19 protein-coding genes, 1 tRNA gene and 1 pseudogene are annotated in these 26,177 nt (G+C 49.4%); 12 read left to right on the forward strand and 9 right to left on the reverse strand.

The annotated features are described in order from the left end of the window. The 3 genes from GF401_13540 to GF401_13550 form a co-directional block, all read left to right on the forward strand. Positions 1 to 1,875: VWA domain-containing protein (locus GF401_13540; GenBank protein ID MBD3346077.1), on the forward strand; the 1,875-nt coding region annotated here is incomplete at its 5' end. Then, positions 1,868 to 2,881: an AAA domain-containing protein gene (locus tag GF401_13545; GenBank protein ID MBD3346078.1), complete on the forward strand. Its 1,014-nt coding sequence runs from the start codon at positions 1,868 to 1,870 to the stop codon at positions 2,879 to 2,881. The genes GF401_13540 and GF401_13545, both read left to right, overlap by 8 nt. A gap of 92 nt (positions 2,882 to 2,973) precedes the next feature. Continuing rightward, positions 2,974 to 4,464, forward strand: coding sequence for a hypothetical protein (locus GF401_13550; GenBank protein ID MBD3346079.1), 1,491 nt, complete (start codon positions 2,974 to 2,976; stop codon positions 4,462 to 4,464). 70 nt (positions 4,465 to 4,534) lie between these two features. Here the strand turns inward: GF401_13550 and GF401_13555 are convergent, their stop codons facing one another. From GF401_13555 to GF401_13575, 5 genes are all read right to left on the reverse strand, one after another. Continuing rightward, positions 4,535 to 5,320, reverse strand: coding sequence for an ABC transporter (locus tag GF401_13555; protein ID MBD3346080.1), 786 nt, complete (start codon positions 5,318 to 5,320; stop codon positions 4,535 to 4,537). Further along, positions 5,317 to 6,324 carry an ATP-binding cassette domain-containing protein gene (locus GF401_13560; GenBank protein ID MBD3346081.1) on the reverse strand — a complete coding sequence of 336 codons (1,008 nt, stop codon included), beginning with the start codon at positions 6,322 to 6,324 and terminating at the stop codon, positions 5,317 to 5,319. The genes GF401_13555 and GF401_13560 overlap by 4 nt, the downstream gene beginning before the upstream one ends. Before the next feature lie 33 nt (positions 6,325 to 6,357). Continuing rightward, a complete protein-coding gene (locus tag GF401_13565) occupies positions 6,358 to 6,816 on the reverse strand; it encodes a hypothetical protein (protein ID MBD3346082.1) in 459 nt (152 codons plus the stop codon). 264 nt (positions 6,817 to 7,080) lie between these two features. Beyond that, positions 7,081 to 7,428 carry a hypothetical protein gene (locus tag GF401_13570; GenBank protein MBD3346083.1) on the reverse strand — a complete coding sequence of 116 codons (348 nt, stop codon included), beginning with the start codon at positions 7,426 to 7,428 and terminating at the stop codon, positions 7,081 to 7,083. 60 nt (positions 7,429 to 7,488) lie between these two features. After that, positions 7,489 to 7,561: transfer RNA gene (locus GF401_13575), tRNA-Ala, on the reverse strand. A gap of 92 nt (positions 7,562 to 7,653) precedes the next feature. On the opposite strand from GF401_13575, the gene hflK reads away from it, so the two are divergent. The 9 genes from hflK (at position 7,654) to GF401_13620 (ending at position 21,637) form a co-directional block, all read left to right on the forward strand. Next, on the forward strand, positions 7,654 to 8,793 hold the full coding sequence (hflK, locus tag GF401_13580; protein MBD3346084.1) for an FtsH protease activity modulator HflK: 1,140 nt from the start codon (positions 7,654 to 7,656) through the stop codon (positions 8,791 to 8,793). Beyond that, the gene (hflC, locus tag GF401_13585; protein ID MBD3346085.1) at positions 8,790 to 9,800 is read left to right on the forward strand and encodes a protease modulator HflC; all 1,011 of its coding nucleotides are present in this window, start codon (positions 8,790 to 8,792) and stop codon (positions 9,798 to 9,800) included. The genes hflK and hflC overlap by 4 nt, the downstream gene beginning before the upstream one ends. A 138-nt stretch (positions 9,801 to 9,938) precedes the next feature. Beyond that, positions 9,939 to 10,916: a hypothetical protein gene (locus tag GF401_13590; GenBank protein ID MBD3346086.1), complete on the forward strand. Its 978-nt coding sequence runs from the start codon at positions 9,939 to 9,941 to the stop codon at positions 10,914 to 10,916. After that, entirely contained in the window at positions 10,913 to 14,107 is a 3,195-nt protein-coding gene (locus GF401_13595) for a tetratricopeptide repeat protein (protein ID MBD3346087.1), read from the forward strand. The genes GF401_13590 and GF401_13595 overlap by 4 nt, the downstream gene beginning before the upstream one ends. A 151-nt stretch (positions 14,108 to 14,258) precedes the next feature. Then, a complete protein-coding gene (gene purD / locus GF401_13600) occupies positions 14,259 to 15,554 on the forward strand; it encodes a phosphoribosylamine--glycine ligase (GenBank protein MBD3346088.1) in 1,296 nt (431 codons plus the stop codon). Positions 15,555 to 15,771: 217 nt separating this feature from the next. Next, a complete protein-coding gene (gene purE, locus GF401_13605) occupies positions 15,772 to 16,230 on the forward strand; it encodes a 5-(carboxyamino)imidazole ribonucleotide mutase (GenBank protein MBD3346089.1) in 459 nt (152 codons plus the stop codon). A gap of 178 nt (positions 16,231 to 16,408) precedes the next feature. Further along, positions 16,409 to 18,166: a type II secretion system protein GspE gene (locus GF401_13610; protein MBD3346090.1), complete on the forward strand. Its 1,758-nt coding sequence runs from the start codon at positions 16,409 to 16,411 to the stop codon at positions 18,164 to 18,166. A gap of 23 nt (positions 18,167 to 18,189) precedes the next feature. Then, positions 18,190 to 20,340, forward strand: a complete 2,151-nt coding sequence (locus GF401_13615) for a hypothetical protein (protein ID MBD3346091.1) — start codon at positions 18,190 to 18,192, stop codon at positions 20,338 to 20,340. A 28-nt stretch (positions 20,341 to 20,368) separates the two neighbouring features. After that, positions 20,369 to 21,637, forward strand: a complete 1,269-nt coding sequence (locus tag GF401_13620) for a hypothetical protein (GenBank protein MBD3346092.1) — start codon at positions 20,369 to 20,371, stop codon at positions 21,635 to 21,637. Between the two features lie 16 nt (positions 21,638 to 21,653). Here GF401_13620 and GF401_13625 read toward each other — a convergent pair. The 4 genes and pseudogenes from GF401_13625 to GF401_13640 all read right to left on the reverse strand — a co-directional run bounded on the left by GF401_13625 (position 21,654) and on the right by GF401_13640 (position 26,083). Beyond that, a pseudogene (locus GF401_13625) lies at positions 21,654 to 22,522 on the reverse strand (ATP phosphoribosyltransferase). Positions 22,523 to 22,524: 2 nt separating this feature from the next. Continuing rightward, positions 22,525 to 23,727: a 4Fe-4S dicluster domain-containing protein gene (locus GF401_13630; GenBank protein ID MBD3346093.1), complete on the reverse strand. Its 1,203-nt coding sequence runs from the start codon at positions 23,725 to 23,727 to the stop codon at positions 22,525 to 22,527. Positions 23,728 to 23,742: 15 nt separating this feature from the next. Beyond that, on the reverse strand, positions 23,743 to 24,531 hold the full coding sequence (locus GF401_13635; GenBank protein ID MBD3346094.1) for an electron transfer flavoprotein subunit beta: 789 nt from the start codon (positions 24,529 to 24,531) through the stop codon (positions 23,743 to 23,745). Between the two features lie 244 nt (positions 24,532 to 24,775). Continuing rightward, complete coding sequence (locus GF401_13640) at positions 24,776 to 26,083, reverse strand: DUF21 domain-containing protein (GenBank protein ID MBD3346095.1); 1,308 nt, start codon at positions 26,081 to 26,083, stop codon at positions 24,776 to 24,778. Between the last annotated feature and the right edge of the window lie 94 nt (positions 26,084 to 26,177).

The following is a 26,177-nucleotide window of genomic DNA, read 5'->3' on the forward strand; positions in this document are numbered from 1 at the left end:
ACGGCAAAGTCGACCGCCGTCCGGGCCCTCGCGTTGTTGCTGCCCGAAATCGAGGTTGCCGACGGGTGTGCATTCTCCTGTCCCGTGGGCAGTGATGACAACCTCTGCCCCGATTGCCGCAAGCAGGGACCTGCCCGCCGGGCGGTCCGGCGGCGCGTGCGCGTGGTCGACCTGCCGCTCAACACCACTCAGGACCGCCTTCTGGGCGGCATCGATTTCGAGGGCGCTCTGCAGGACGGGCACTATCGCCTGCAGCCAGGTCTGCTTGCCGAAGCGAACCGGGGGGTTCTGTATGTTGACGAAGTCAACCTGCTGGATGATTTCCTTGCCGATACGCTGCTTGACGCCGCGGGGAGCGGCAGGTGTGTCGTTGAACGTGAAGGCATTTCCTTTACCCATCCCGCGCGGTTTGTCCTGGTAGGCACCATGAATCCCGAGGAAGGCGAACTGCGGCCCCAGTTCCTCGACCGGTTTGGCTTGTGTGTCAATGTTGAGGGGATTCGGGACGAGACGGAGCGGGTTGAGTTGCTGCAAAGGAGGGAGTTGTATGACGCCGGTCCGGCGGACTTTTGCCGCCGGTGGCGGGAAAAGGATGCTGCACCGGCCGAAAAGATTGCAATGGCCCGGGCCCGTCTATCGAAGGTGGAGGTTACTCGACATACCCGAATGGGCGTGGCGGCGTTGTGCCGTGAATCGGCCGTTGCCGGCCATCGTGCGGATATCGCGCTCGAGCGGACCGCCCGGGCGATTGCCGCTCTGGAAGGAAGAGTGGATATCTTCGACCGTGATCTTGAAGAGGCGTCACAGTACGTTCTTGTCCACCGTTTGCGTCACCGCCCCCCGGACCAATCACCACCCCCGCCGCCGCAGCAGCAGCAGGGCCCCGATCCGAACCAACCGTCTTCTCTCCAAAAAAAGAACGATTCGCAGGAAAAGCCCTTGCCGCAGCGTCTCGAGGATAATAATTCCGGGGAAGGGCAAGCAGGCAGCCCCGAGGGCCGGTCCCGGGGGCCCGAAGACAGAATATTTGCCGTCGGCGCCTCCTTTAAAGTACGCTCCTTGCCCAGAACGCGCGACCGTACAATGCACGGAGGGTCCGGACGACGTACCAGGACCCGGGCAGGGGCCCGCTGTGGACGACAGATCTCAAACCGTATCGCCCATTCTACCGAAGATCTTGCTCCGGCGGCAACACTTCGTGCCGCGGCGCCCTTTCAAAGGGAGCGGCGGATAGAGCGGGGAAGTAAAGGCGGCGTGGTTGTCCATCACACCGATTATCGTCGCAAGGTCAGGGAAAAACGGATCGGCAACTATATTATTTTTACCGTTGACACCAGTGGTTCAATGGGCGCGCGGCAACGGATGGTCGCCACCAAGGGGGCGATACAAAGCCTGTTAATGGATACCTATCGGATGCGCGACAAAGTTGCAATGGTCTCGTTTCGGAAAAAGGATGCAACCCTTGTTCTTCCCCCGGGCAATTCGGTGGTGCGCGCATCCCGTCTTCTGGCCCGGCTGCCGACCGGGGGGAGGACGCCGCTGGGGGCGGGCTTGGTGGAGGCATACCGGTGCGCCCGCAATTGCCTTGCGCGCAACCAGGCGGGGCGGCCGATTATCCTGCTCATTACCGACGCCCGGCCCAATCACGCCCTGCACGACGATGTGTCGCCGGTCGATGAATCTCTGGCCCTGGCGTCGAAAATGGCCCATGATCAGCGTATCACCTGGATCATTGTCGATACCGAACCCGGGGGATTTGCCTCGATAGGGCTTGCTCCCCGCCTTGCCCGGACGATCGGCGGGCAGTATTATAAAATTGAAGACCTCAAAGCTGATGATATTGTCACTATGGTAAAGGAGCACAGCAATGCATAATATTCCGATATTCCCCTTCTGCGCGATTGTAGGACAGGATGAAATGAAACTCGCGCTGATACTCAATGTCATTGACCAGTCAATCTCCGGGGTACTCGTTCGCGGCGAAAAGGGAACTGCCAAATCCACCGCGGTACGGGCCCTTGCCGATATTCTGCCCCACATCGAGGTGGTCAAAGATTGTCCGTTCAACCTGACGGCCGAAGGAGAACACGAGTGCTGTGCCCATTGTCCCCGGGAATCGTGTCGCGAGGCCGCGCCCGCCGATCGGGTAATCGAAAAAAGAAAAGTCGGAGTAGTAGACCTTCCGGTAGGCGCGACCGAAGACCGGTTGGTCGGCACGCTTGATATCGAGCATGCGCTCAAGAGCGGTGAAAAACGGTTCGAGCCGGGGATCCTGGCGGCCGCGCACCGCGGGTTTCTGTATGTCGATGAAGTCAATCTTCTGGATGATCATCTTGTCGACTTGCTGCTCGATTCGGCCGCAATGGGCAAAAACAGTGTGGAGCGGGAAGGAGTTTCGTTTTCTCATCCGGCACGCTTTGTGTTGGTGGGGACCATGAATCCCGAAGAAGGTGAACTCAGGCCCCAACTCCTCGACCGGTTCGGGTTGTGCGTACAGGTGACCGGAATCGACGACCCGGAAAAACGGGTGCAGGTAATGGAACGTCGGGCTGCCTTTGATGAAGATCCCCGGGGATTTGTCGACCAGTGGCGGGAGCAGGCCGAGCACATCGCCCGGAAAGTTGATGATGCCGTGAAGAGACGTCGCGACCTGACGGTGAATAAAGACTTCATGCTCGATATTGCACGATTGTGTATCCGTATGCAGGTCGACGGTCATCGGGCGGATATTATCACCCTGAAGGCGTCGAAGGCGCTGGCCGCCTGGCGCGGACGAAAGGAATTGAGCAAAGAGGATATCGATTGCGCCGCCGAAATGGCCTTGCCTCATCGTTTGCGGCGACAACCCTTTGATGAAATCGGTGGAACAGTTACTCAATGACATATTCTGGCAAAATCCATCGGGATATATTAGATTATACAGTGTGTAATTCACCTTAATCTGCTTATCACGATTTTTATATACACGAGTGCATGAATATCCTCCGCCTGATCCCGGTATTATCCGCCTTCATACTTCTTTTTAATGTGTCGCCCTTTGCCCATGAGGTAAGCTGGAACAAAGCAGAATTCAGTCTTGCGGACGATTCACTCCACGTGATATTTACCCTCAATGCTCACGATATTATCAACGAAATTACCGGCCGGAACACTCATGGAGAGGATCGTTCCGGGGGCTATTTCACAGACAGTCTGGTCGACCCGGGGCACTATATCAATGAAAACTTTTCTGTTCGCGCCGACAGTGTGTGGCTGGGAAAGGGAAGGATTAATCGGGGGCCGGGGGCTTCGGGACATGGGGAAAAAACTGAAAAATCCGATCATTCGTCGGAAATCAGGGTAAGAGCATCGTGGCCGGTTCCTGCCCGTGCAAAGCTTTTAACCGTTGCCAATCACCTTCTGTCTGCAACCAACCGGCAAATTCCGGTCAGGTGGGTTTACCGCATGCGCCGGGACGCCACCGGAGAATACGATCTCTACGATTTTGTGCAATACGGCGACACGGTACGGTACGACATTTCCTCTCCAGGCGGCAAAAACAGCGGTTTCACAAACACCCACTCGGTGCCGGGTAAACTACGTATGCTTATAAAGGGGGGATTCAATAAGTATACGGTTGGAGCACTCTTTGACGGTTCTATGAAACCTCTGTGGCTTTTTGTTTGCGGGATTATTGCAATATTTCTCGGCATGTCTCATTCGCTGAGTCCGGGGCACGGCAAGACCCTTATCGCCGCCTATATGATTGGAAGCAGAGGGACGGTTAAAGATGCGCTGACTCTTGGTATTGCGACAACCGCGAGCCACACGGCCGTCGTGTTTCTGCTGGGAATAATTGCGCTGGTCTTTTTCAATTCCGTCGTTCCGGAGCAAATCAACCGGATCATAGAAATTGGTTCCGGCTTAATGGTGGCGACTATCGGTGTTTTTTTGCTGGTAAAAAGAACAGGGGCAATCCGCCGGGCGCGTCCGGCAGGAGGTCATGAAGCGCACCGCCTGGACGATCATCACCATACCTGCGGTCATACTCACAGCCATGATCACCCCCATGCACCCGTCGATCATGCGGCCGGCCACGAACACGGCGCTCATGACGGCCATTCTCATGATCACCATCATCACCATCATCATGTCGTTACGGGCAAAGACGGCAAACCCGATTTCCTGGCCACGATCTGTATGGGTATTTCCGGAGGCGTCATGCCCTGCCCCACGGCATTGGTTGTTTTGTTTGCGGCCATTGCCGTTAATCGTATCGCGGCCGGTATGCTGTTGATCGTATTTTTCGGGATCGGCCTGGCGGGAACATTGACATTACTGGGTATTCTCTTTTCAAAAACCAACAGGTTTTTTGACAAGGTGGGGGGCTCCGGTTTCATAAAAACTTTGCAGATCGTAAGTGCGGTCCTCATTACCGCGCTGGGGACCGGAATGATAGTCCGTTCTATTGTTCGGGTGTTCTAATGGATTTCCGGTTTACCGGAAGATGTTTCAGCAGGGCTGGTTTCCGGGCCGGAATGAAGGAGCTTGTTTTTCAGCGGGAGTATATTCCTTTGAAGCGAAGCCCGGCGATTAAAAGCAGAGCCAGGGCGAACAGGGCCGTCACCACCGTTCCCGGTATGATATCAGGCCAGACCCAGCCGTGGAGTACCAGGGTACGCATCGGTTCCACCGCCGCGGTAAGGGGGTTCACGCGGGAGATGAATTTCATCCAGGCGGGCATTGCCTCTGCGGGGAAAATCGCCGTGCTGGTGAACATGAGCGGCAGGGTTAAAAAATTGAGCACGGGATGGAGGCCTTCGATTGAAGAAAAGCCGGCGGCAATGAAAAGGGAGAGACCGGCCATGGCGAAACTAAAGAGTGAGCAGACGGCAACGGAGAGGAGAAATCCGCCGATTCCTGAGGCGAACCGTACTCCCATCAGGAATCCCACAGCGGCGATGATACTCGCCTGAAAGGCCGTTTGCGTGGCGATTCCCGCCATTTTGCCTGCGGGTATGGCAAGACGATTGAGTGGTGAGCACAGCATCCGGTCGAGGTACCCACTGGTCCGGTCGAGGACAAGAGAGAAACCGCAGAAAGTTGCGCTGAAAAGAGCGGTCATGATCATTATGCCCGGACACATGTAGGCGATATAGCCGCCCGGGGCGGTAATCGAATCCGCGGGATGGTTGGCTACCAGGCCCGACATGGCGCTTCCCATGAGTATCAGCCAGATAAGCGGTTGAAAGGCGATCATGAAAATACGACTTTTCTGCGCTGCGAAACGTTTCATCTCCCTGCGGTAGACAGTCAGGATATCGGAAGCCGGGTGGATCATCCATGCCCCCCGTGTTTCCCGCCGTGGCCGCCCATGCGAGACGGCACGCTTTGTTCACCCAATTCTTTCCCGGTAAGCGAAACATAGACATCATCGAGTGTGGTACGCTTCAGTGTCACCGACTGCGGTCGGATATTTCGTGAGCCAAGATGGTCCATAATCGGGACGATTGCCTTTTCACCGTCATTGCACAGGTACGCCAGGCCATTTTCGATGGGATGTACCTTTTTAATGAAAGGATGGGTAGAAAGATCGCGAGTGATTTCTTCCGGCTTCCTGACATCCCCGGGTGAGAGATGAATGTACACGCAATCGCTGGCGAGGTTCTGTTTCAAGGAGTCGGGTGTGTCGAGCGCCCGGATAGAACCGCTGTCGATTATGGCCACCCTGTCGCACAGAGAGTCGGCCTCCTGCATATCGTGTGTGGTCATGAATATGGTGGTATTGAAATGTTCTCGGAGGCGGGCGACATATTCCCGGATATGCCTGCGGCTCCGGGTGTCCAGACCCAGGGTGGGTTCGTCAAGAAACAGCACTTCCGGATTGTTGACAAACCCCGCGGCGAGATCGAGTCGCCGCCGCATTCCCCCGGAATAGGTGGAAACGCTCCGGTCGCCTCTGTCGGCTAGTCCTGCCAGTTCCAGCAGTTCGTTACATCGTTGGATCGCTTTACGACGGCCACAGTGAAAGAACCGGGCCTGCATGAGCAGGTTCTCGCGTCCGGTAAGCGTGAGATCAACCGTGGGAACCTGAGATACGTAACCAATTCGTCGACGGACCGCCGCTGCATCTTTCATGACATCGAGTCCGCAGATAAACGCCGCACCCGATGTCGGTTTCAGCAATGTCGAGAGTATCCGCACGGTGGTGGTTTTACCCGCGCCGTTGGGTCCCAGAAATCCGAAAATTTCACCGGGGCGTACCGAAAAGGATATATCGTTCAGCGCAACAAAGTCCCGTCCAAACCGTTTTGTTACTCTGTCAACCAGGATGCTTGTTTTCAATGAAAACTTCTTTACACACTAAAATGAACCACATCATTGTTTCGCGCAGGTTAGTTTTCCCAGCGAGCGTTTGTCGGTTATATTAATATAATTGTCGATAAAAAGCGTGTCACCGGTCAGTGTTCCCCCATATGGCCCACGCACCGGAGTCACCGGTTGGGCGCCGCCCGGACCGTAGGTGGTATTCTCGAGGGGTGAAAACGAAATAGTCGTACCACTTCGGGTCCAGGTCCCGGTTTCCACTACGCCCCAGCCGTAACCGATATTGCTCTGTACGGTGAATGAATCATTGGACGACAATTCATAACTGAACCAGGAACCGTTGTAGACGCCCGGCTGCATTTGGGCGGCCATTGTGGAGTCGTAAATCATTCCCTGGTAGGCGGTGGTGGTAATGTCGGTGGCGTCGGTCGTCCCCACCGGATTGGGACCATCGTCGCATCCAATTGTCGCGATCAATGCAAAAATGCCGAAAAGATGGAGTGGTTTCATCGGGCCTCCCTTTGAAAGAGATTATTTTTAATTGCCGGATATTCGTAGCATGAATATAAGTTTCGTGCTACACACGACACAAGTCGTTCCCAAAAAAGGAGTTCGAGAATATTTCTTTGCAGCTATGCGCTCAGCCACGGGAAGGGGGGGCGTTTTCATAATGCCCCCGGTAGTGTGGATTTACTTATTGAATGGTAATGTGTTCTGCAACTGTATTCGCATGGGTGCTTATAGTGGCCAGGTAGACACCTTTTGCTAATCCGGTCAGGGGCAGTTCGGCGCTGCCGGATTGTGTACTCCAATTGGTGTAACGGCAGACCGGGAATCTCCGTTGTTTGTGGTAAAGGAAGAATAGTAAACAGGTAGTGTTGCCGTACCCGGACGGCAGAGGATCTGATATTTTTCGCCGCTGTGATGCAAAAATGCCGGTTGAATACATCCCCACTCAGTCTGACCGTCAATCTCAAGTACATCGGTTTTTGTCCAGCCGTTGCCGCCGTCATACCGGCCCTGAGGAGCGAATTCGATGATTATTTCCCAGGGATAAAATGGGATGTCCCTCTCTGCTGGAACCCATTCATGAAGGATAAGCTTATTATCGGGTAGCTTTATGAGAAAAAAAAAGACCCCTCAAATTTGCACATTTTCGGCATTTTTGAAGGGTTTTTCTTATGGAGCCGGACGGGATCGAACCGACGACCCTCAGACTGCCAGCCTGATGCTCTCCCAACTGAGCTACGGCCCCGTTTGATTCGAAGTGCAGCGTTCATACTGACTCGAACGGTTTATAAATTACTAGATGGGCGCCCGATTCAACAAGGTGCTAAGGCGGGAAATTTGAAATTTCAACCACACTGCAGCGTTGTTTCACGTCTCTTACTCTTTCCCCTCAACCTCAGCCTCTTTATGACATATTGTATTTTGATTTCTAGATTTCTTTATCAATTTTTTCAGGAAAGGAAACAACAGTCTATGAATTCTGGAGGATCAAACGATCAGTTGATCCGGATTTTTGAGAAGATCCGATCGAAATTCAAGATGAGGAATCAGATTCTCATTCTTCTGATAGCGGCGATAATTGTTATGGGCTGGATTCTTTTTACCGGCTTGTATACGGTCGCGGTTGATGAAGTTGCTGTTATTCAGCGTTTCGGCAAATATAACCGTCAACGGGGCCCTGGGCTCCATTTCAAGTGGCCCGATGGTATCGAGAAGCGTACGAACGTGAAGGTTAAGCAGGTGCTGACCGAAGAATTTGGCTTGCGGACCCTGCGGGCCGGGGTGAATACCAATTATGCTCCCGAGGAGCAGTACCTGAACGAATCATTGATGCTCACCGGGGATCTGAACTGTGCCGTGGTTCCCTGGATTGTTCAATACCGCAAGAGCGATCCGGTGGCTTATCTGTTTCAGGTCCGTGATGTCGAAGGTACGCTTCGTGACATGTCTGAAGCGGTTATGCGGCAGGTGGTTGGTGACCGGAGTATCGATGAAGTTATTTCCAATCGTCTGGAGATAGCCGACCAGGCCAGGGAAAAACTTCAGGAAACGCTCGATGAAGCCAACGCCGGGCTGACCATTGTCAATGTAGAACTGAAAAACACCACAGTCCCCGGTCCGGTACAGCCCTCATTTAACGAAGTCAATCAGGCTGAACAGGAGAAAGAACAGATGATCAACGAGGCAAAGGGAGATTACAACAGGGTGATTCCCGCAGCTGCCGGTGAGGCTGAAAAAATCGTGAGTGAAGCCGAGGGGTATGCGCTCGACCGGGTCAACAAGTCACGCGGTGATTCGAGCCGGTATGTTTCACTTCATAACGAGTATGCCCGGGCAAAGGATGTCACCCGCCGGAGAATGTATCTCGAAACCATGAATGAAATCATTCCCAAACTGGGGAAAAAGTATATCGTCGACAGTGAGCAGAAAAATGTTCTTCCCCTGCTCAATCTCGGTGAGAAAGGGGGTGTACGATGAAACGGATTCTCCTGATAATCGTTGCGATTGCGGCAGTCTGGGCGCTCAGAACCGGACTCTATGTTGTCGATGAAACTCAGCAGGTGATCATTACCCGCTTTGGTGAAGCGATCGGTGAGGCCGTGACCGAACCGGGGCTTCATATGACTATTCCTTTTGTCCACAAGACCACTTATTTCCAGAAAAATCTCCTTGAATGGGACGGCGATCCCGGTCAGATTCCTACCCAGGACAAGACATTCATCTGGGTTGATGTTTTTGCCCGGTGGCGTATTGTCGAGCCGCTCCTGTTTTTCGAAAAGGTCAACAACGAAACATCGGCCCATAAAAAGCTCGATGATATTATCGATGCCGCGGTGCGGAACCTGGTGACCTCAAATAATCTCCGGGAGACAGTCCGGAGCACCAACAGGACCCTGCGGAGCTCAGAGGACCTCGAGAATCGACCTGTCGCAGGCGCTGCACGCGATACGGCGGACACCGGCGGGGTTGAAATTACAGAAGTGGACTCGCTTGTGGAGGAGAATAGTACCGAAAAGGTGATCGACCTCGGACGTGCACAAATGGCAATAGAAATCGCCAAGCAAGCACAACCGAAGCTCGAAGAATTCGGTATCGAGCTGGTTGATGTTCGATTCAAGAGAATCAACTATGTCGAAAAGGTGCTGAAAAATGTCTATAAGCGGATGATCGCCGAGCGGAAGCAGATCGCCGAAAGGTTTCGCTCCGAAGGACGGGGAGAGGCGCAGCGAATCGCCGGTGAAAAGGAAAAGGAACTGAAACGGATCTATTCGGGGGCATATGAAAAAGCTCAGGTGATCAAGGGTGAAGCCGATGCTGAGGCGGCAAAAATCTATGCCGCTGCCTATAACAGAGATCCGGAGTTTTACTCCTTTATTAAAACCATGGATCTGTATAAAGAATCGTTCGATTCGACAAGCTCGGCGGTATTCTCTACAAAAAGCGATTTCCTGAAATATCTTAAAGATTATTCGGGAAGAAAGTAAAGAGAAGATTAGAGTACCGGAGTGGTGGAGTATTGGAGCAGTGGGTGATGAAAAACCGGTAATAAGAACACATCCGCTGCATCCCATTACTTCATCAATCCAATATTGCACCACTCCATTTATTCCCATGGAGGTTTTTTGTCACTAGTTGCAGATTTTGCCAGAAGTGTTCACGAAAATGAACCGGTAAAGCGGGAGCGTCCTCTTGTCCCCCTGGAGTTTTCTTCTGCAGTGGAGAAGCTTCATGATATACGTGCTGTAATATTTGATGTCTACGGGACGTTGGTTGATTACTGGCGGCACGAATTTTCGGATAAGGATGCCAAGGAGCGTTTTTTGCTTAAAGCCTTCAATAAAACGGCAACCCGGTTTTCGCTTGCTTCTTTTCTAAAGAAGATGAATCCGGAACATCCACCCGAACTTACCCTTCGGGACCTCTATCACGGCCTGATTGCGCTCAAACACGAGCAGGGCAAAGAAAAGGGGATCGAATATCCCGAAGTGCAGATTGAAAATATCTGGATGATAATGATCATGATGCTTAAGCGATATGGGTTTCAGCCCGAAACACTCGAGCTGGGTAATGATCGGGAGCTTGCCCGTTGCATGGCTTTTTATTACAATTATCATGTTCTTGGCCGGGGACTTTTTCCCGGGGTGGTGGAATGCTGCAAGGCGCTCAGAAAGCAGAATGTTATCCTCGGCATTCTTTCGAACGCCCAGTTTTATACACCGATCGATCTGACCCTTTTTATCCGGGATCAGAGCAGTGGTGAGTTTGATGATTACAACGAGCTATTCGATCTCGATTTCTGTTTTTTCTCCTATTCCGACGGTATTGCCAAGCCGGGAAAGCATATGTTCGAGAAGCTCTTTGCTATATTCAAGGCATACCAGATTCTTCCGTCACAAGCTATTTTTGCCGGCAATGATCTTTTGCTGGATATAAAAACCGCGCAGGATCTCGGTATGCAAACAGCCTTTTTTACCGGCGATCGGGAATGTGCTTTTGTCCGCAATCTCGGCAGTATCGTCCAGCCCGATCTATCGATCAGCAGTTGGGATGACTTTCCTCCCCGTGTTTCATTTTACGAAGAAAAAGGAAGCCAGGTTTGAAAAAAGCGAGTGTGTGTTTGTTTGTGCTCCTGACAGCAGTATGCAGTATATGGGCTGTGGATTTTGAATTCAGCCCCGATGAAATTTCCGGTTCCGATGCAATTCCGTCGGCCCTGATGCGAACGGCAAAAGAAGCCTACAAGCTCAACATGAAAGGCCTCGATCTTCTGGAAAGCGGCGATATTTCGGGTGCCCGGTCTCTTTTCGAACGGGCAAAGGAAACCCTTCCGGATTACACCGATGCGATCAATAATCTGGGTGTGGTCTATTTCAGAAAGGGAAATATCCCTCAGGCCGAAGCGCTCTGGAAATCGGCGATCGAGGAGGACAAAGAGTATGCGATCGCCTATCATAATCTGGGAACCATTGCTTTTCATGAGAAAAAATTCGATCGTGCCAAAGAGTACTTTGAGGATGCGCTGGATGCCAATAAAAAACTGGTGGATTCCCATGTTATGCTGGGACGGATGTTGCTGTCGCAGGGAGAAAGAAAGAAAGCATTGAAACATTTTGCCGATGCTTACAGAATCAATCCCCGTCACACCGCCTCGTGGGGTTTTTATTCATTCGGACTTATTCAGGATGGCGATACATCCAGGGCGGTCGAGGTGCTGAAAAATAATCAGGACCATCCCGATGCTCTCGATATGCTGGGCACTATCGCCGCACTCAAGGGCGATACAGAGAGTGCAGCACAGTATCTTCGCAAAGCATTCGATCGGGGGGCATCCGAAACAGTGCTTTTAAAGCTGGCTTCAATCCATCTCGATAAAGGTGAATGCTCCCGTGCTCTTCCTGCGGTTCAGCGCTATATTACGGAAAGTAAAAGTCCGGTCTCCGATGCCTATTTGACTGCCGGTATAGCCGCTCAGGAGTGTGGAAACAGCCGTGAAGCGCAGTCCTGGTTTGAAAAAGGAATGGAGCGGCATCCATCCGACCCGCTTCTCAGGTACAACCTGGGGAAACTTTACTTTCAAAATAAAAGTTATGCTCGAGCCGGGGAACTGCTGGGAAGCATCACCGATACACTTAACGATCCCGAACTCTATTACCTCCGGGCGCTTACTGCACGAAAACAAAAAGATTACAAAAAAGCCCGTTCGCTGATCGATAAAGCGCTTTCTATCGATCCGAAAGCTCGCTACTACGATCTTTTCGGGGTAATCCTCTATGCGCAGGGTGAAAAAGAAAAGGCCGAAAAACAATTTAAGAAGGCACTCTCGCTTAATCCATCACTCCGAAGCGCACAAATAAACCTTACCTTTATCGACAAATCGTCCAGTGAGTTGTCGGCTGCCTTGCAGAAGGTGGAAGAAGAACTCGACAAATGTACCGGAAAATGTACTGATCAGGCCCTCCGGTTATCGGTGCTTTACTATCATACCAAAGATGTTTCCCGGGCCCTGCAGACCCTGACGCGACTTTCCGAAAAGGAGCGGGATGAGCGGGTGTACAAAACCATGGCCCTCTATCATCGGGAAATGAACGACTTTGATCAGGCAATCGCGCTGCTTGAAAAGGCAAAGGAGCAGTTTGTTGTTGGCACCGGAACACTTCAGGAACTTGCCGAATTATACCTTCTGGCAGGAAACTACAGTCAGGCGATCACGACATTGACCGACGTTCTTGACAAGACTGATAAAGATTTCTGGCGAATATATTACCAGATCGGTTATGCCTCCATGAAACAGAACGACCACGGTAAAGCCAGACTCTTTTTTGAAAAAAGTATCAAGGCCAACAGAAAAAATGTGGCCGCAAAGGGGCTTCTTGCCTATGTTCTCAATGAGATGGGTGATGAATCCGGCGCGCAAAAGTTGTGGAAACAGAGCATTCAGGATGATCCCGAAAATCCGACAATCTTAACAAACATGGGACTGGCGCTGGAGAACGAAGGAAATTATTCACGAGCACTTGAGTATTATCAAAAAGCCCACCGCCTCCAGAAAGAAAACACATCACTGCTGATCAATATCGGTAATGCCTATGCGGGACTCGGGCGGTCTAATGAAGCCTTTGATGCCTATCGCCGGGCACTCAATTCCGATAAGCGCGAACTGGCGGCATTCAATACCTTTAATCTTGCTCGCAAGCTGAACAACAGGAGCAAGGCTCAGAAGATGGTGGATCTTTTGAAAAAGGAATTCCCCCGGGCTGAAAATACACTTCGAGCCGAGGGAGAGGCGGCACTCTGGGACGGAGATACAACAGCGGCTCTCAAAGCACTGACATCACTGAAGGACTTGAATCCCGATGATCATCTTTCACTGGCCCTGATCTATTCCTCGGGGGGAATAGAGAAGAAAGCATCGTATCATCTTGGCAAGGTGCCGGATAAGGGTGGGTACAACAAAAAGAAAAAAGCTGTTCAGGCCCGCCTCGCCTTTATTTCGGGTAATTATGAGCGGGCCATTGCATTATGGAAAGAGCTTCAGGATACCTCCTTTGGTATTCAATACAACATGGCCGTTGCTGCATTGGAGACCAAGGATTACCAAAATGCGCTGGCGGCGGCGGTGGAACTGGCGGATCGCGCTTCCCATGCCGACAGAGCTGATGTCTGGCGTGTTGCCGGCAATGCCGCATTCGGTCTTAAAGAGTGGGAGCTGGCGAAAAAATGGTATTCCAAACTGTCGATGGTCACCGCTGATGATCCGGTGGTCTATTACAACATGGCCGTAGCCGATTATAATACCGGTGATATCGATGAATCATGGAAATATTATAAAAAAGCACAACAAATGAAACCATCATTGAAAAACAAAGATATCGAAAACCGCTACGCTGCTGCAAAAAATCCCCGGAAACCAGTAACAAAAGTGGTTGTTGATTCTCTGGATGAAATGTATAACACTGCACTCACGCTTCAAAGCCAGGGTAAGGTGGGGGAGGCCGAAGAGGTGTATTACAAAATAGTGACAGTCGATAAAAATCATACCAGGGCCTGGAATAATCTGGGAGCTATCTATGCCGCCCAGGGAGAGCTTGAAAAAGCGGAAGAGTGTTATCTTAATGCGGTAAAGAAAAACCACGACCTTCCGGAAGCCTACGTCAATCTCGTTAATATCTATCTTGCCCTCGAAAAGGTCTCCGATGCCAAAAAATGGGTATTCAAAGGTCTCCATTACCATCCCGACTCCAATGTCCTCCGGCAAATGGAGCAGCGGGTCGATCAGAAACTGAAAGACTAACGGGCTTTCCTCGGCTTTTCTTCCGAATTTATATTCACTGTTGAAGCCTGCCTTGTAATTGCGGGCCGATAACCATACTATTTAGAATTTTCAGTTCTTTACCATATTTTTTCGAGTTTCGAGTTTCTATTATGGAGGTTTTGTGTTTGACATGAAAAATGTACTGATCGTCGGTAATGGTGGACGGGAGCATGCATTATTGAAAGCGCTTCTCCGAACAGATCGTCCAATGAGTATTCATGCCTATCCCGGTAATCCGGGTATGGTAAAGAATGGCTGTCAGATTGTCGACAGTCCCATTGACGGCTGGCTGGATCTTGCCGAATGGGCTGAGCAGAATAATATCGATCTTACCATTGTCGGTCCCGAACTTCCGTTAGTTGAAGGCATTGTTGATATGTTCAGGGAGCGTGGCCTTACAATATTCGGACCATCGACAGCAGCCGCCAGAATCGAGGGAAGCAAGGAGTTTTCAAAAAACCTCATGAAAAAGTATTCGATTCCTACGGCATCTTTTGATATTTTCACCAATCATGCCTCCGCATCGGAATACCTCAATGAGCACGGTGCTCCTATTGTCGTAAAAGCGAGTGGTCTTGCGGCAGGTAAGGGAGCTATTGTCTGTGACAGTATCGACGATGCCGACCGGGCTCTGACACAGATGTTCGATGAGCGAAAATTCGGGGATGCAGGAAACAGTGTTGTTCTTGAAGAAAAGATGGTGGGCGAAGAGGCATCCATATTTATTTTGACTGATGGGAAGTCGTATAAATTACTTCCGGCCTCTCAGGATCATAAACCGGTAGGAGACAACGATACCGGTCCCAATACCGGAGGCATGGGAGCCTATGCACCGGCGCCGATTATTGATGAAGCGGTGATGCACCGGGTCGAAAAGGATATCATTCAACCGACACTGGATGCCATGCGTAAGGAAGGGTGTCCCTATCAAGGATTGCTCTATGTTGGTATCATGCTCACCAGCGAGGGCCCGAAAGTGGTGGAATATAATTGTCGTTTTGGTGATCCCGAAACCCAGTGTGTCCTTCCGCTGGTAAAATGCGACTGGTATGAAGCGTTTTCGGCCTGTGCAACCGGCCGGCTGAATGAGGTGGAATGGAAAGTTCGTCCTCAAGCATGCGCAGCGGTTGTACTGGCATCGGAGGGATATCCAGGCAAATATGAAAAAGGCAAAGTGATTATGGGTATCGATGAGGCCGAGCGGGGCAAGAGCAACATCGATGTTTACCATGCCGGTACCGCACTCAACGACGGAGGAGAACTTGTTACCAGTGGCGGACGGGTCCTGGCGGTCAGTGCCCGTGAAGGCACCCTTGGAAAAGCCATCGAATCAGCCTATAGAGGGGTCGATTGTATTCATTTTGATGGGAAAATGTTCCGGAAGGATATTGGCGCCAAGGGGCTTGCGAGATTGCAGGATGGGTAAGAGAGGAAGATATTGACGATTACTCGCAATAAGTGCTCAACGAGTCCGGGGAAGAAAAGATGGATTATCGACAACGAAAGTCACAACGATTTGAGAGGTTGAGGTTAAAAAAAAGAATTGACCTTCTGACTTCCGACACTTCGGCAGGAACAGGGCATAGCTTTCGACGTTCAACCTTTATCTATAACAATAAACTATCCCATAAAAAGGAGCAGATATGCCAAAAATAGCAATCATAATGGGTTCAAAATCCGACACTGATGTTGTTGCGAAAGCAGAGGCGATACTGAATGAATTTGAGATCGAGTTTGAGACTCATGTGATTTCGGCCCACCGGAATCCCAATAAAATCAAAAAATTTGCCCGTGGTGCCGAAGAGAGGGGTATTGAGGCGATCATTGCGGTTGCCGGTCTTGCAGCTCACCTTCCGGGAGTGGTTGCCAGTCTGACCGTTATTCCGGTGATCGGTGTTCCGGCTCCGGGAGGTCCGCTCAACGGTCAGGATGCACTCTATTCGATCGTCCAGATGCCTTCGGGAATACCCGTTGCAACGGTGGGGATCGGTAATGCGAAAAATGCCGCACTTTTAGCAGTTCAGATACTCGGAACCAAAGATCCCGAATTCCGTGAAAAAATGATGAAATTCAGAGAACAGTTTGGTGATGATGCCGTCTGATCTGATTTCATTGGAAACAATGGTCAGTGATGCTATAAAATAACAAATTATTTAAATCATGTTAATGAAACAATATTTGCATTTACCCTGTCGTTAATAATTATTATAGATAATCCTGACCTTCTAATTATTTTAATAAAATATTTTAGCTTATGTATATTGAATTCAAATAATTACCATGATACACACCACGCAGCTCTTAGGACAAATTCTCAAAAGGAGTTCTTCGATTGACAATTCCGCTCTGGAGCGGGCGGCCGACAGCGCCCGTATGCAGGGGAAACTAATCGGGGAATACCTGATCGAAAACGGAGAATTATCCGAGGAAACGGTGTATAAAGCCCTCGCAGCCCAGTTTTCGCTTCCTTATATTGCCGAACTCCAAGAGCAGGTCAATCATGAGTTGATCCGCGACCTTCCTACCGACTTGTTCAAAGACGGACGGTGCCTTCCGCTGAGTAGTTCAGATACACACCTGGAGATTGTCGTAAGCAATCCCTGTGACTTTGATATTATCCAGGCTGCCGAGGCTATGAGTGGCCTGATTGTTCAGATTCACTTGACAACGCCTTCGAAACTGATGCAGGTCTGTAATGCGCTTTTTGAAGATGATTCTATTTTCAAACAGGCAGCCGGTAAAATCAGCAAAGAATACGAAAAGCACCTTCATAACAACGATTCGGGGCTTTCGCTTGAGGAGATTCGTAAGCGGACCGAATCCGAGCCGGTAGTTAAACTGGCCTCTCTCATTTTCGATGAAGCTATCAGGCTGAATGCATCGGATATTCATGTGGAACCATCAGAGTATAACGCCGTAGTGCGGTTTCGAATCGACGGCCTGCTTCGTCAGCACACCGAGGTGACCGCATGGATGTATACACCGCTTACGTCACGAATCAAAATTCTTGCCGATCTGGATATTGCCGAACGGCGGGTACCTCAGGACGGCCGTATCCGGTATGCCTATCGGGGAAATGAGTTCGATTTCCGTGTATCGACGCTTCCCACCCACCACGGAGAGAAAACGGTTATTCGTATTCTGAAACACGATCAGCGCCTGCTCGAAATGAAAAATCTCGGTCTGCCCGAACATCAGATGCCCCAGATACTGGAGCTTTTGGAAAAGCCACAAGGCATGGTGTTTGTCACCGGTCCCACCGGAAGCGGAAAATCATCCACGCTCTTTGCCTGTCTGAACCATATCCGGACAAAGGCGATCAATATCACCACAATCGAGAATCCTATCGAGTACAAATTGTCTGGTGTCAACCAGGTGCAGATCAATGAAAAGGCCGGAGTGACCTTTGCCCGGACCCTCCGTTCGATATTACGTCAGGACCCCGATGTCATTCTTATCGGAGAAATTCGTGATAAAGAGACGGCTGGAATCGCAACGCAGGCATCGCAAACCGGACACCTTGTCTTTTCAACACTTCATACCAACGATGCCGTCTCGGCAATCACCCGGCTGCGTGATCTGGGAATTCCCGGTTTTTTAATATCCTCCTCACTGCTTGCAATCATGGCTCAGCGGCTGGTGCGGGTGATCTGTCCGGAATGCCGGACGAAAAAGGAACCTTCGGAAGATATCCGTAACCGGTGGAACATGCTGCTTGGGAATGTACCCATGCCCGAATCCTATCAGGCTGTGGGATGCAAAGCCTGTCATGATATCGGGTATAAAGGACGGACCGGCCTGTTTGAAGTTGTAACAGTGAATGAAACAGTACGAAATCTGATAGCCGAAGATGCATCGGAAGTAGCGATCAGGAAAGCACTCAGGGAGATGGGTACCAAATCGCTTATTTTTGATGGCATCGATAAAATACGACGAGGAATTACTACACCTGAAGAGTTGCTGAGGGTTGTGCTTGTTGAAGATACTGCGGAGTTGCGAACAGGCGCCGAAGAGCCCCAGCCCGCTGCAGGAGAGTAAATTAACTAATAGAGTAGGTGTTCATGAGAAATATTCAGTCTGTAACCAATATGTTCCTTATCCTTTTTTGCGTATTTATTAACGGGTATGGTCTGGAGGATTCGGCGCAGGGGCAAACCGGCGAAACGCGGACCATGTCTATTGATGTCAAAGATACCGATATCAGGGATGTGGTGCGGACGATCTCCAAGGGATACGATCTCAGCATTATCATGGATAAGGATGTTTCGGGCAACGTAACCGTTCATCTCTCCGACGTTCCTATCATGGAAGGACTTAGGATGCTGGTTTCATCCCTGGGTCTGGAGGTTGTTAAAGAGGGGAATGTCTACCGCATACGGAAAGTATCGGATGAAGAGATCAAGTCAATCAAATATATCAGAGGCAAACTTACGGTCGATGTGCTCAATATGGATGTCAGAGAGTTTCTCAAAAAATTGAGTTCAAAGACCGCAGTCAGCATTGTACCCGACAACAATGTGTCGGGAAAAATATCCGGCAAGCTTTACCAGGTGGATCTCGAAGATGGGCTTCGTGCATTGCTTGAAACAAGCGGATTTAAAGTTACCAAACGGCGGAATATCTATACGGTTACCAGTGATAAGTCGGATGATACAAAAAATCCACGAAGAATTCGACGGCGCTCATCCGGAGGACGGTCGGAATTTTATGTCGATTACTCGGATGGAAAGCTGACACTCGATGTCTCCAACGGTGATCTTGAAGATGTTGTCAAGGCGATCGCCGAACAGAGTGAAGTTGAGATTGTTACCTATGGAAATTTAAAGGCCGATGTCAATGCCAAGTTGAACGATATGCCGCTTAATGAAGCACTGGCGCTGCTTTTGGGGGGGACAAAATATACCTTCATCGAAAAGGACCGGATTATCCTTATCGGTGACCGAAATCCTGCGTCCCATGCCGGACTGGCCTTGTCCACGTCCGAGCTTATTCATCTGAAACATATCAAGGCCGACGGCATCGCCAAGATTTTGCCTAAAAATATTCAGGCGACAAATATAAAGGAAGTCAAGGAACAGAATGCGCTTCTTGTGTCGGGAACATCGGAAGACATTGTCCAGACCCGGGATTTTCTGAAAAAGATTGATATCCCCACGCCACAGGTGATCATCGACGTTCTTGTTGTGGAATACAGCCGGGACATCAATCGTGAGTTCAGTATCGAACTTCGGGCCGGCGGAAAAGCACCTGCAGAGCAGTTTCAGTTCCCCGGCTTAAGTGGAACAACCAGGCTCGATTTTTCGCGGGAGATTATGGCGCCGATGGGCGGCATTAAAACCGCCCTGGGTCACCTTTCCGATGAATTCTATGCTACGGTGCGGTTCCTTGAAGCAGAAAACAAGGCCAAAATTCTTGCCCAGCCTTCAATAACCGTTCTCAACGGACATAAAGCTACTATCGATGTGAGTCAGACTCAATATTTCAGGATCGTCGGGGGAACAGCCGATCAGCCTACCTATCAGTTCAGGCCCATTTCTATCGGTATCAACCTGAAAATCACTCCCTGGATCTCACAGAGCGGACAGATTACCGCAGATATCCAGCCGGATATCTCCAATCCCATGGGAATCAACGAAGACGGATATCCTAATGTATTCAAACGGTCGATTTCAACGACAGTCCGGCTCGAGGATGGAGAAACCCTGGTTCTTGGAGGGCTGTTGCGGAGCGATGATCAGGTTGCAAACTCAAAAGTCCCCTTTCTGGGCGATATCCCGATTATCGGTTTTCTGTTTCGTACCAATAAAAAGATCAACACTCAAACTAATCTCGTGATTTATATCACGCCCCATATTATCGATCAGCACAGTCATGTCAATCTCGACGAAGAACTGAGAGATTTTGATGACGAGCGTAAGAGCAGGCGGCTTTTTATGGAAGAGAGTTTCAGGGAGTCGCTAAAAAAGGCGGAAGCAGGACGTATGATGACAACAGGCGATGATAATGATAGTACCGAAGAAGATATAACCGTCGAACCAGACAGCGTTTCAGAAACAAACACCGATCGGATTGTTGAAGAAAAAGAGAGCGATACCTTAGAAACACAGTCCTCGCCGCCACAATCAAAACGGCGACGGCCCTTCTTCAGAAAGAGAAGTGCGCAGCCCTCTGCTGAAATTACAGCTGAAGATGAAAATGAAGATGATGAGTAGATATCAGATAGCTGACCACAAGGAATAGATGATGCGTACCCTTTACGGCGTAGTTCCAACAGAAGAGGGCAAATACTTCTGTAGTACTCTCTGTCGGACAGAATCGGGGTGGAGTTGCAGGAAAACAGAGTCGTGGACAATGGACAACCGGCTCAAAAACAATCTACTGCTCTACAGGGGGGTCTCCCTTGGTCTACCTTCGCACTGGACTCCATCACGCTCTTCGATGGAATACAGGGAGCTTCGGAAGATTGATGAAGAGCGGGATTTTGTTCCCGCCACACAGCCCGTGCCCTACGACATTCACACCCGGACACTGGGAAACAATCTGATTGCCGTGGTTCCCGATGATGCTTTTTTGTCAACAATACCGATTCAGTGCGGAAGATTCAACGAACAGTCCTTTGTCTCGATTTTCCGTTCCAGCCATGCCATTAAAATTGGGGTGGTATCCAAAAAGAGCCTTTTGGCGGTATTTAATTGCGCTCCTGCCCGGGATGAACTTATTCCTGCTCATATTGCCCGCTTAAAACAGTATTTCCGGTCCAGTTACCGCCATGTACCTTTCCCCGATATTGTTGCGGTAATTGGTGGTGAGCCCATCGAAGATATTCCCGGCTATGCCCTGGAGCATATCGATTGCGCCGAAATTCTCAATGGTACATTTTCTGAGGATGCAATAAAGGCTGCGGGGGTTGCTCTGTCGAGTGAACAGCCCTGGAGTGTTCCACTTTTCAGCGGTGAAACACAGACTGCGGGAATGCGCAAAATCCGGTCGGGCGCCTATCTTGTTTCGGCCGGTCTTATCGCTGCAGGTTTTATCCTTGCTTTGTCGTTGTGGCTCTGGGGGCTGGGGCTCTCGTGGAGGCTGAAAAACTATAATCAGCAATACCAGGAACTGGTTGCCAACAATCGTGACATTCAGGAACTACTGGATAAAAACGATCAGTTGGCAAAAAGAATCCTTTCTGTTGAAGATAAACTTTCCAACCGAACATCATGGGCCCGGTTTCTCCAAGAATTGTCGGACCTCAAACCCCAAGGACTCTATTTTGAACGGTTAGGTTCGCAGCCCAATGCAAAATCCGAAGATCTCATGGAAATTGCCGCTGCAGGATGGGCCAAAGATGAAGCTTTGGTAACCAAAGCCATTGCCCGTCTTCAGAAACTGCCCTTTCTCGTCGATGTCAGGCTTTCTTCTATCGGCAGGGATCAGAAAAAATTGTCGATCTGCCGGTTTAAACTATTCTGTACCTTGAAACTTCGGGAGAAGAACGGGAATACCGGCAAAGAATAAGTCGGTTTTGCTTTTGTTAAGCAATCACCTTATTGATAGGATATTCCACAATCCCTTCAGCCCCCGAGTCTTTAAGACTGGGGATAATATTTTTGGTCTCGGTGCCGTGAATAATGGTCTCGACCGCAAACCACCCCTGATCGGAAAGGGTGGATACCGTCGGGTTGTGGAGTGCCGGAAGAACTTTTAGAATTTTTTCGAGATCTTTTTCCTGAACGTTGCATTTGAGACCAACATAGTTCTCGGCATCGAGTGTGCCCTGAAGGAGCATGGTAATATTTCGAGTTTTTTCTTTTTCTGCTTATTGTTCCATGCGGTTTTATTTGCAATGAGAATGGTCGAGGTCTCCAGGAGAGTATCAATAATATTCAGGTTGTTTGCCCGCAATGATGATCCTGTTTCGGTTATATCGACAATGGCATCGACAAGTCGCGGGGGTTTAACTTCGGTGGCGCCCCAGGAAAATTCGACATCAACAGGGATTTTTTTCTTCTTGAAATACCGTTTGGTTGTTCCTACCAGTTCGGTTGCGATTCGTTTGTTGCGCAGATGTTCCGGTTTTTTAAATTTTGAACTCTCGGGAACTGCAAGGACCCAGCGGCACTTCTGCCGTGTTGATTTGCTGTATTCCAGCTCACAGACGGTAACAACTTTGACATTATTTTCTATGGTCCAGTCGTAGCCGGTTATGCCTGCATCCAGTATACCCTGTTCCACATAGCGGGGCATTTCCTGAGGGCGCATGAGTATGAGATCGAGCTCGGGATCATCGCTGACAGGATAATACGACCGGCTGGTTGATCGAATGTGAATACCGGCTTTGCGAAATAGTTCGATTGTTGACTTTTCAAGACTTCCTTTGGGTAATCCTAATGATAGTTTCACGGCTACTTCCCTAATGTTTCTTTAAATGCTTTGGTTAATGCTGGTACGATTTCGAGTGCATTGCCGACAATACCAAGATCGGCTATTTGAAAAATATCGGCTTCAGGATCTGTGTTGACAGCGATGATATAATCGGAAGATTGCATCCCGGCCTGATGTTGCACAGCGCCGGAGATTCCACAGGCAATATACAGTTTAGGACAGACGGTTTTTCCTGTTTGTCCCACCTGATGAGAATAGGGCATCCAGCCTGCATCTACCGCAGCACGGCTCGATCCGACAGCTCCACCCAGTATTTCCGCAAGCTCTCTGATCATTTCGAAATTCTGTGGGTCCTGCATGCCCCTACCGCCGGCAACGATAATGTCGGCTTCGGTAATATTGACTGTCGATTCAACCTCTTTGACAATATCGATGATTTTCGTCCGCTCAGGAAATGCTCCCTGATCGACTTTGTGGACAATAACCTCACCGGTTCGGCTTTCATCAAATTGAGCGGGTTTCATTACTTTATGACGGACTGTGGCGATTTGCGGGCGGTGCTGCGGGCAGATAATGGTAGCCATCAGGTTACCACCGAATGCCGGGCGGGTTCCCAGAAGAAGACGCTTTTCGGTATCGATTTCAAGTTTGGTACAGTCGGCGGTCAGACCGCCGTAAACCCGTGCGGCAACTTTAGGAATGAACGACCGTCCGACTGCTGTTGCACCTGCAAGCACAATTGAGGGTTTTTCTTTTTCAATGAATTCGCTGACAAAATGGGCATAGGTGTCGTCTTTGAATGTCGCCAGATCAGGGCCGTTCATATACACTACCCTGTCGGCACCGTACTTTACGAGATTTTCAGCCTTTTTAAGCAGTTCATGACCTAAAACAACGGCCACGAGTTTCTCACCAAGCTGATCGGCAAGCTTTCTTCCCTCACCAAGAATCTCATAAGAAACCCCATGAATATCACCATCACGTTGCTCGATAAAGACGGCAATATTTTTATATTCATTGATATTTTTTACTCCGGCACCCATTTCATCTTCAATGGTGATGGCCTGATATTTTTTACATGCATCAACACATGCTCTGCAGTAATTACATTTCTCCAGGTCGATTTCAGCTTTTTTTTCGACAATCCGGATAGCATCCTGCGCACATGCCTTCACACAGAGTTTACATCCGATACATTTTTCAAGATCAACCTTGATACTCATTGCATGTTTCCTTATTTATTTGATTATATTAAGATCTAAAATTGCAGATTTTATTTTTTCGACCATATCGGGGGTTTCTCCGTTGATCTTTTCGCCGCCCTTTTTCCGTTCCGGTACAAAGGAACGGAGGACCTGCGTGGGGCTTCCTTTCAGGCCGATTTTTTCCGGCACAGCATTGATCTTTTCCGCACTTAAAACAGGAATTTGTGCCTTTTTGGCCCGCATCTTGCCTTTCAGGGATGCCAGCCGGGGTTCATTGATCTCTTTTACAACAGTGATCAGTCCCGGAAGAGGCATTTCAACAACTTCATACCCCTCTTCCATCATTCGCTCAGCCTTAATTGACCGATCGGTGATTTCTTCAATTTTTCTGATCCAGGCAACAAAGGGAACATTAAGCATCTCAGCAACTCCCGGTCCAACCTGAGCCGTATCGCCGTCAATAGCCTGTTTTCCACAGATAATCAAATCATAATCGCCCAGGGACTGGATACCCCGGGAGAGGGCATAGGATGTTGCCCAGGTATCGGAGCCTGCAAGCGCACGGTCCGAAACAAGATATCCTTCATCAGCACCCATGGAAATTGCCGTTTTCAACGCCGTGCCGGCCTGAGGAGGACCCATGGTGATAACTTTGACCGTTCCCCCGACCTTTTCTTTTATCCGGATCGCTTCCTCAATAGCATATTCGTCGAAAGGATTAACAACAGCTTCGATTCCATCTCTAATAAGCGTACCGGTATCAGGATTGATTTTCACCTGTGTCGTACCCGGAACCTGCTTGATACACACGATAATATTCACGTTATTTTTACTCCATAATGAAGACTCATACACCTGCAAATTGGGGCAAAAAATATACTTCCTGACTGGGGGAGCAGGCAATATGAAAGGGAGTTGAATGAATGTCGAAGGGCGAAAGTCGAAGGGCGAAGATCGTAAGAATGGGGAAGGGCAGGGATGCCTGTTTGGTGAGGGGGTCAGGGTTAAGAAGGGGTCAGGTTTTCCCGTAGAACGGGACTTACGCTACGTTCCAGCAGCCTTAACCTCAATCTCCCGACCCGTTGCCGGACTTTCCGTTTTTACTCGGTGGCTTTTCAACTTCAACTTTAAGGATTTTCTGTTTATCCATTTTCAAGACCTGAATGCGGAGGCCGTGAAATTCGATTGTGGTATTTTCTTCAGGGACATCGCCGTGCTCATGGTAAATCAGTCCGCCCAGCGTATTGTAATCGGTATCCTCGAGATCAAAATGATAATCGATTTCCTCCTGAAGATCATGAAGATCTATGTGAGGGTCGACATGGAAGATATTTTTTGAAATCTCTACTATCGGCGTCTCATCTTCATCGTATTCATCCTGAATTTCTCCAACGATTTCCTCTAAAATATCTTCCAGGGTAACGATTCCGGCAGTGCCGCCATATTCATCGACTACAATGGCCATATGAACATGTTTTCGTTTCAATTCCCGCATAAGATCGTCGATTTTCTTGCTTAAAGGTACAAAGAGGGCCGGTTTTATCAATGTCGAAAGGTTCCAGGATTCGGGGCTGTTCTCTGAAGCCCATCCGATAATATCCTTAGCAAAAAGAATCCCCAGGACCGTATCGATGTTTTCGTTATACACCGGAATACGCGAATGGCCGCATTCCCTGATTGTTGCAAGCGTTGTTTTGTAATCAGATTTGATATCGAGACCTTCAATGTCGATCCGTGGTACCATGATTTCGCGAACACTGGTCTCACCGAATTCAAAAATGCTGTGAATCATCTCCTTCTCTTCTTCATCGAGTGCCTCTTCATCAGCATCAGTACCTTCCATCCGTGATTTTTCTTCCTGCGTGAGAAAAGCAAAACGCTCATCATAGCGAAACATCCTTAGCAGGAGCCTAGAGAAGCCAAGGACAATGGAACTCAGGGGAAGCAGAACCCAGCTGAATATCGAATAGAGACGATAGGTAATTATCGCAAAGGATGAATAATAGCAAAGGGCAATTGCCCTGGGAATAACGTATGCAAATACTGTCAGAATTATAACCGCAAAGATAAACCCCGTCAGTAAAAGCTTGATTTCAGTAACACCGGGAAGTGTTTCTCTGAGCAAACAAAGCAAACAGAGTATAAAACCGGTATTCGCCATGGTTTTTCCGGTCGAAACAGTCGTGACCATGATGTCTCTGTTTTCTTTGATAGCTTCAATTTTGGAGGCATATAAGCGGAGACGCTCATTCTCGGCGTCAATGGCCTGTTTATCGGTAGCTGAAAATATGATTTTTACGACAGAAAATAGCGTAGAGGCAGCAAAACAAAACAATACACCGATTATACAATACGGCAGAGGAACTTCCAACAAATTCTCCTTTCAAAAATAATATTATATCATCTGATTTAAATCTATACTATTACTCGAATAACTTATTAATATTGCACTAATATGGGAACGGCAG

This window comes from Chitinivibrionales bacterium, assembly GCA_014728215.1.
Taxonomy (GTDB): Bacteria; Fibrobacterota; Chitinivibrionia; order Chitinivibrionales; family WJKA01; genus WJKA01.

Coding starts and splice junctions, on each gene's coding strand:
- hflC (MBD3346085.1), top strand. CDS start 8,790: ATGAAACGGATTCTCCTGATAATCGTTGCGATTGCGGCAGTCTGGGCG.
- GF401_13620 (MBD3346092.1), top strand. CDS start 20,369: ATGATGCGTACCCTTTACGGCGTAGTTCCAACAGAAGAGGGCAAATAC.
- GF401_13565 (MBD3346082.1), bottom strand. CDS start 6,816: ATGAAACCACTCCATCTTTTCGGCATTTTTGCATTGATCGCGACAATT.
- GF401_13615 (MBD3346091.1), top strand. CDS start 18,190: ATGAGAAATATTCAGTCTGTAACCAATATGTTCCTTATCCTTTTTTGC.
- GF401_13555 (MBD3346080.1), bottom strand. CDS start 5,320: ATGATCCACCCGGCTTCCGATATCCTGACTGTCTACCGCAGGGAGATG.
- GF401_13610 (MBD3346090.1), top strand. CDS start 16,409: ATGATACACACCACGCAGCTCTTAGGACAAATTCTCAAAAGGAGTTCT.
- GF401_13550 (MBD3346079.1), top strand. CDS start 2,974: ATGAATATCCTCCGCCTGATCCCGGTATTATCCGCCTTCATACTTCTT.
- GF401_13545 (MBD3346078.1), top strand. CDS start 1,868: ATGCATAATATTCCGATATTCCCCTTCTGCGCGATTGTAGGACAGGAT.
- purE (MBD3346089.1), top strand. CDS start 15,772: ATGCCAAAAATAGCAATCATAATGGGTTCAAAATCCGACACTGATGTT.
- GF401_13630 (MBD3346093.1), bottom strand. CDS start 23,727: ATGAGTATCAAGGTTGATCTTGAAAAATGTATCGGATGTAAACTCTGT.
- purD (MBD3346088.1), top strand. CDS start 14,259: ATGAAAAATGTACTGATCGTCGGTAATGGTGGACGGGAGCATGCATTA.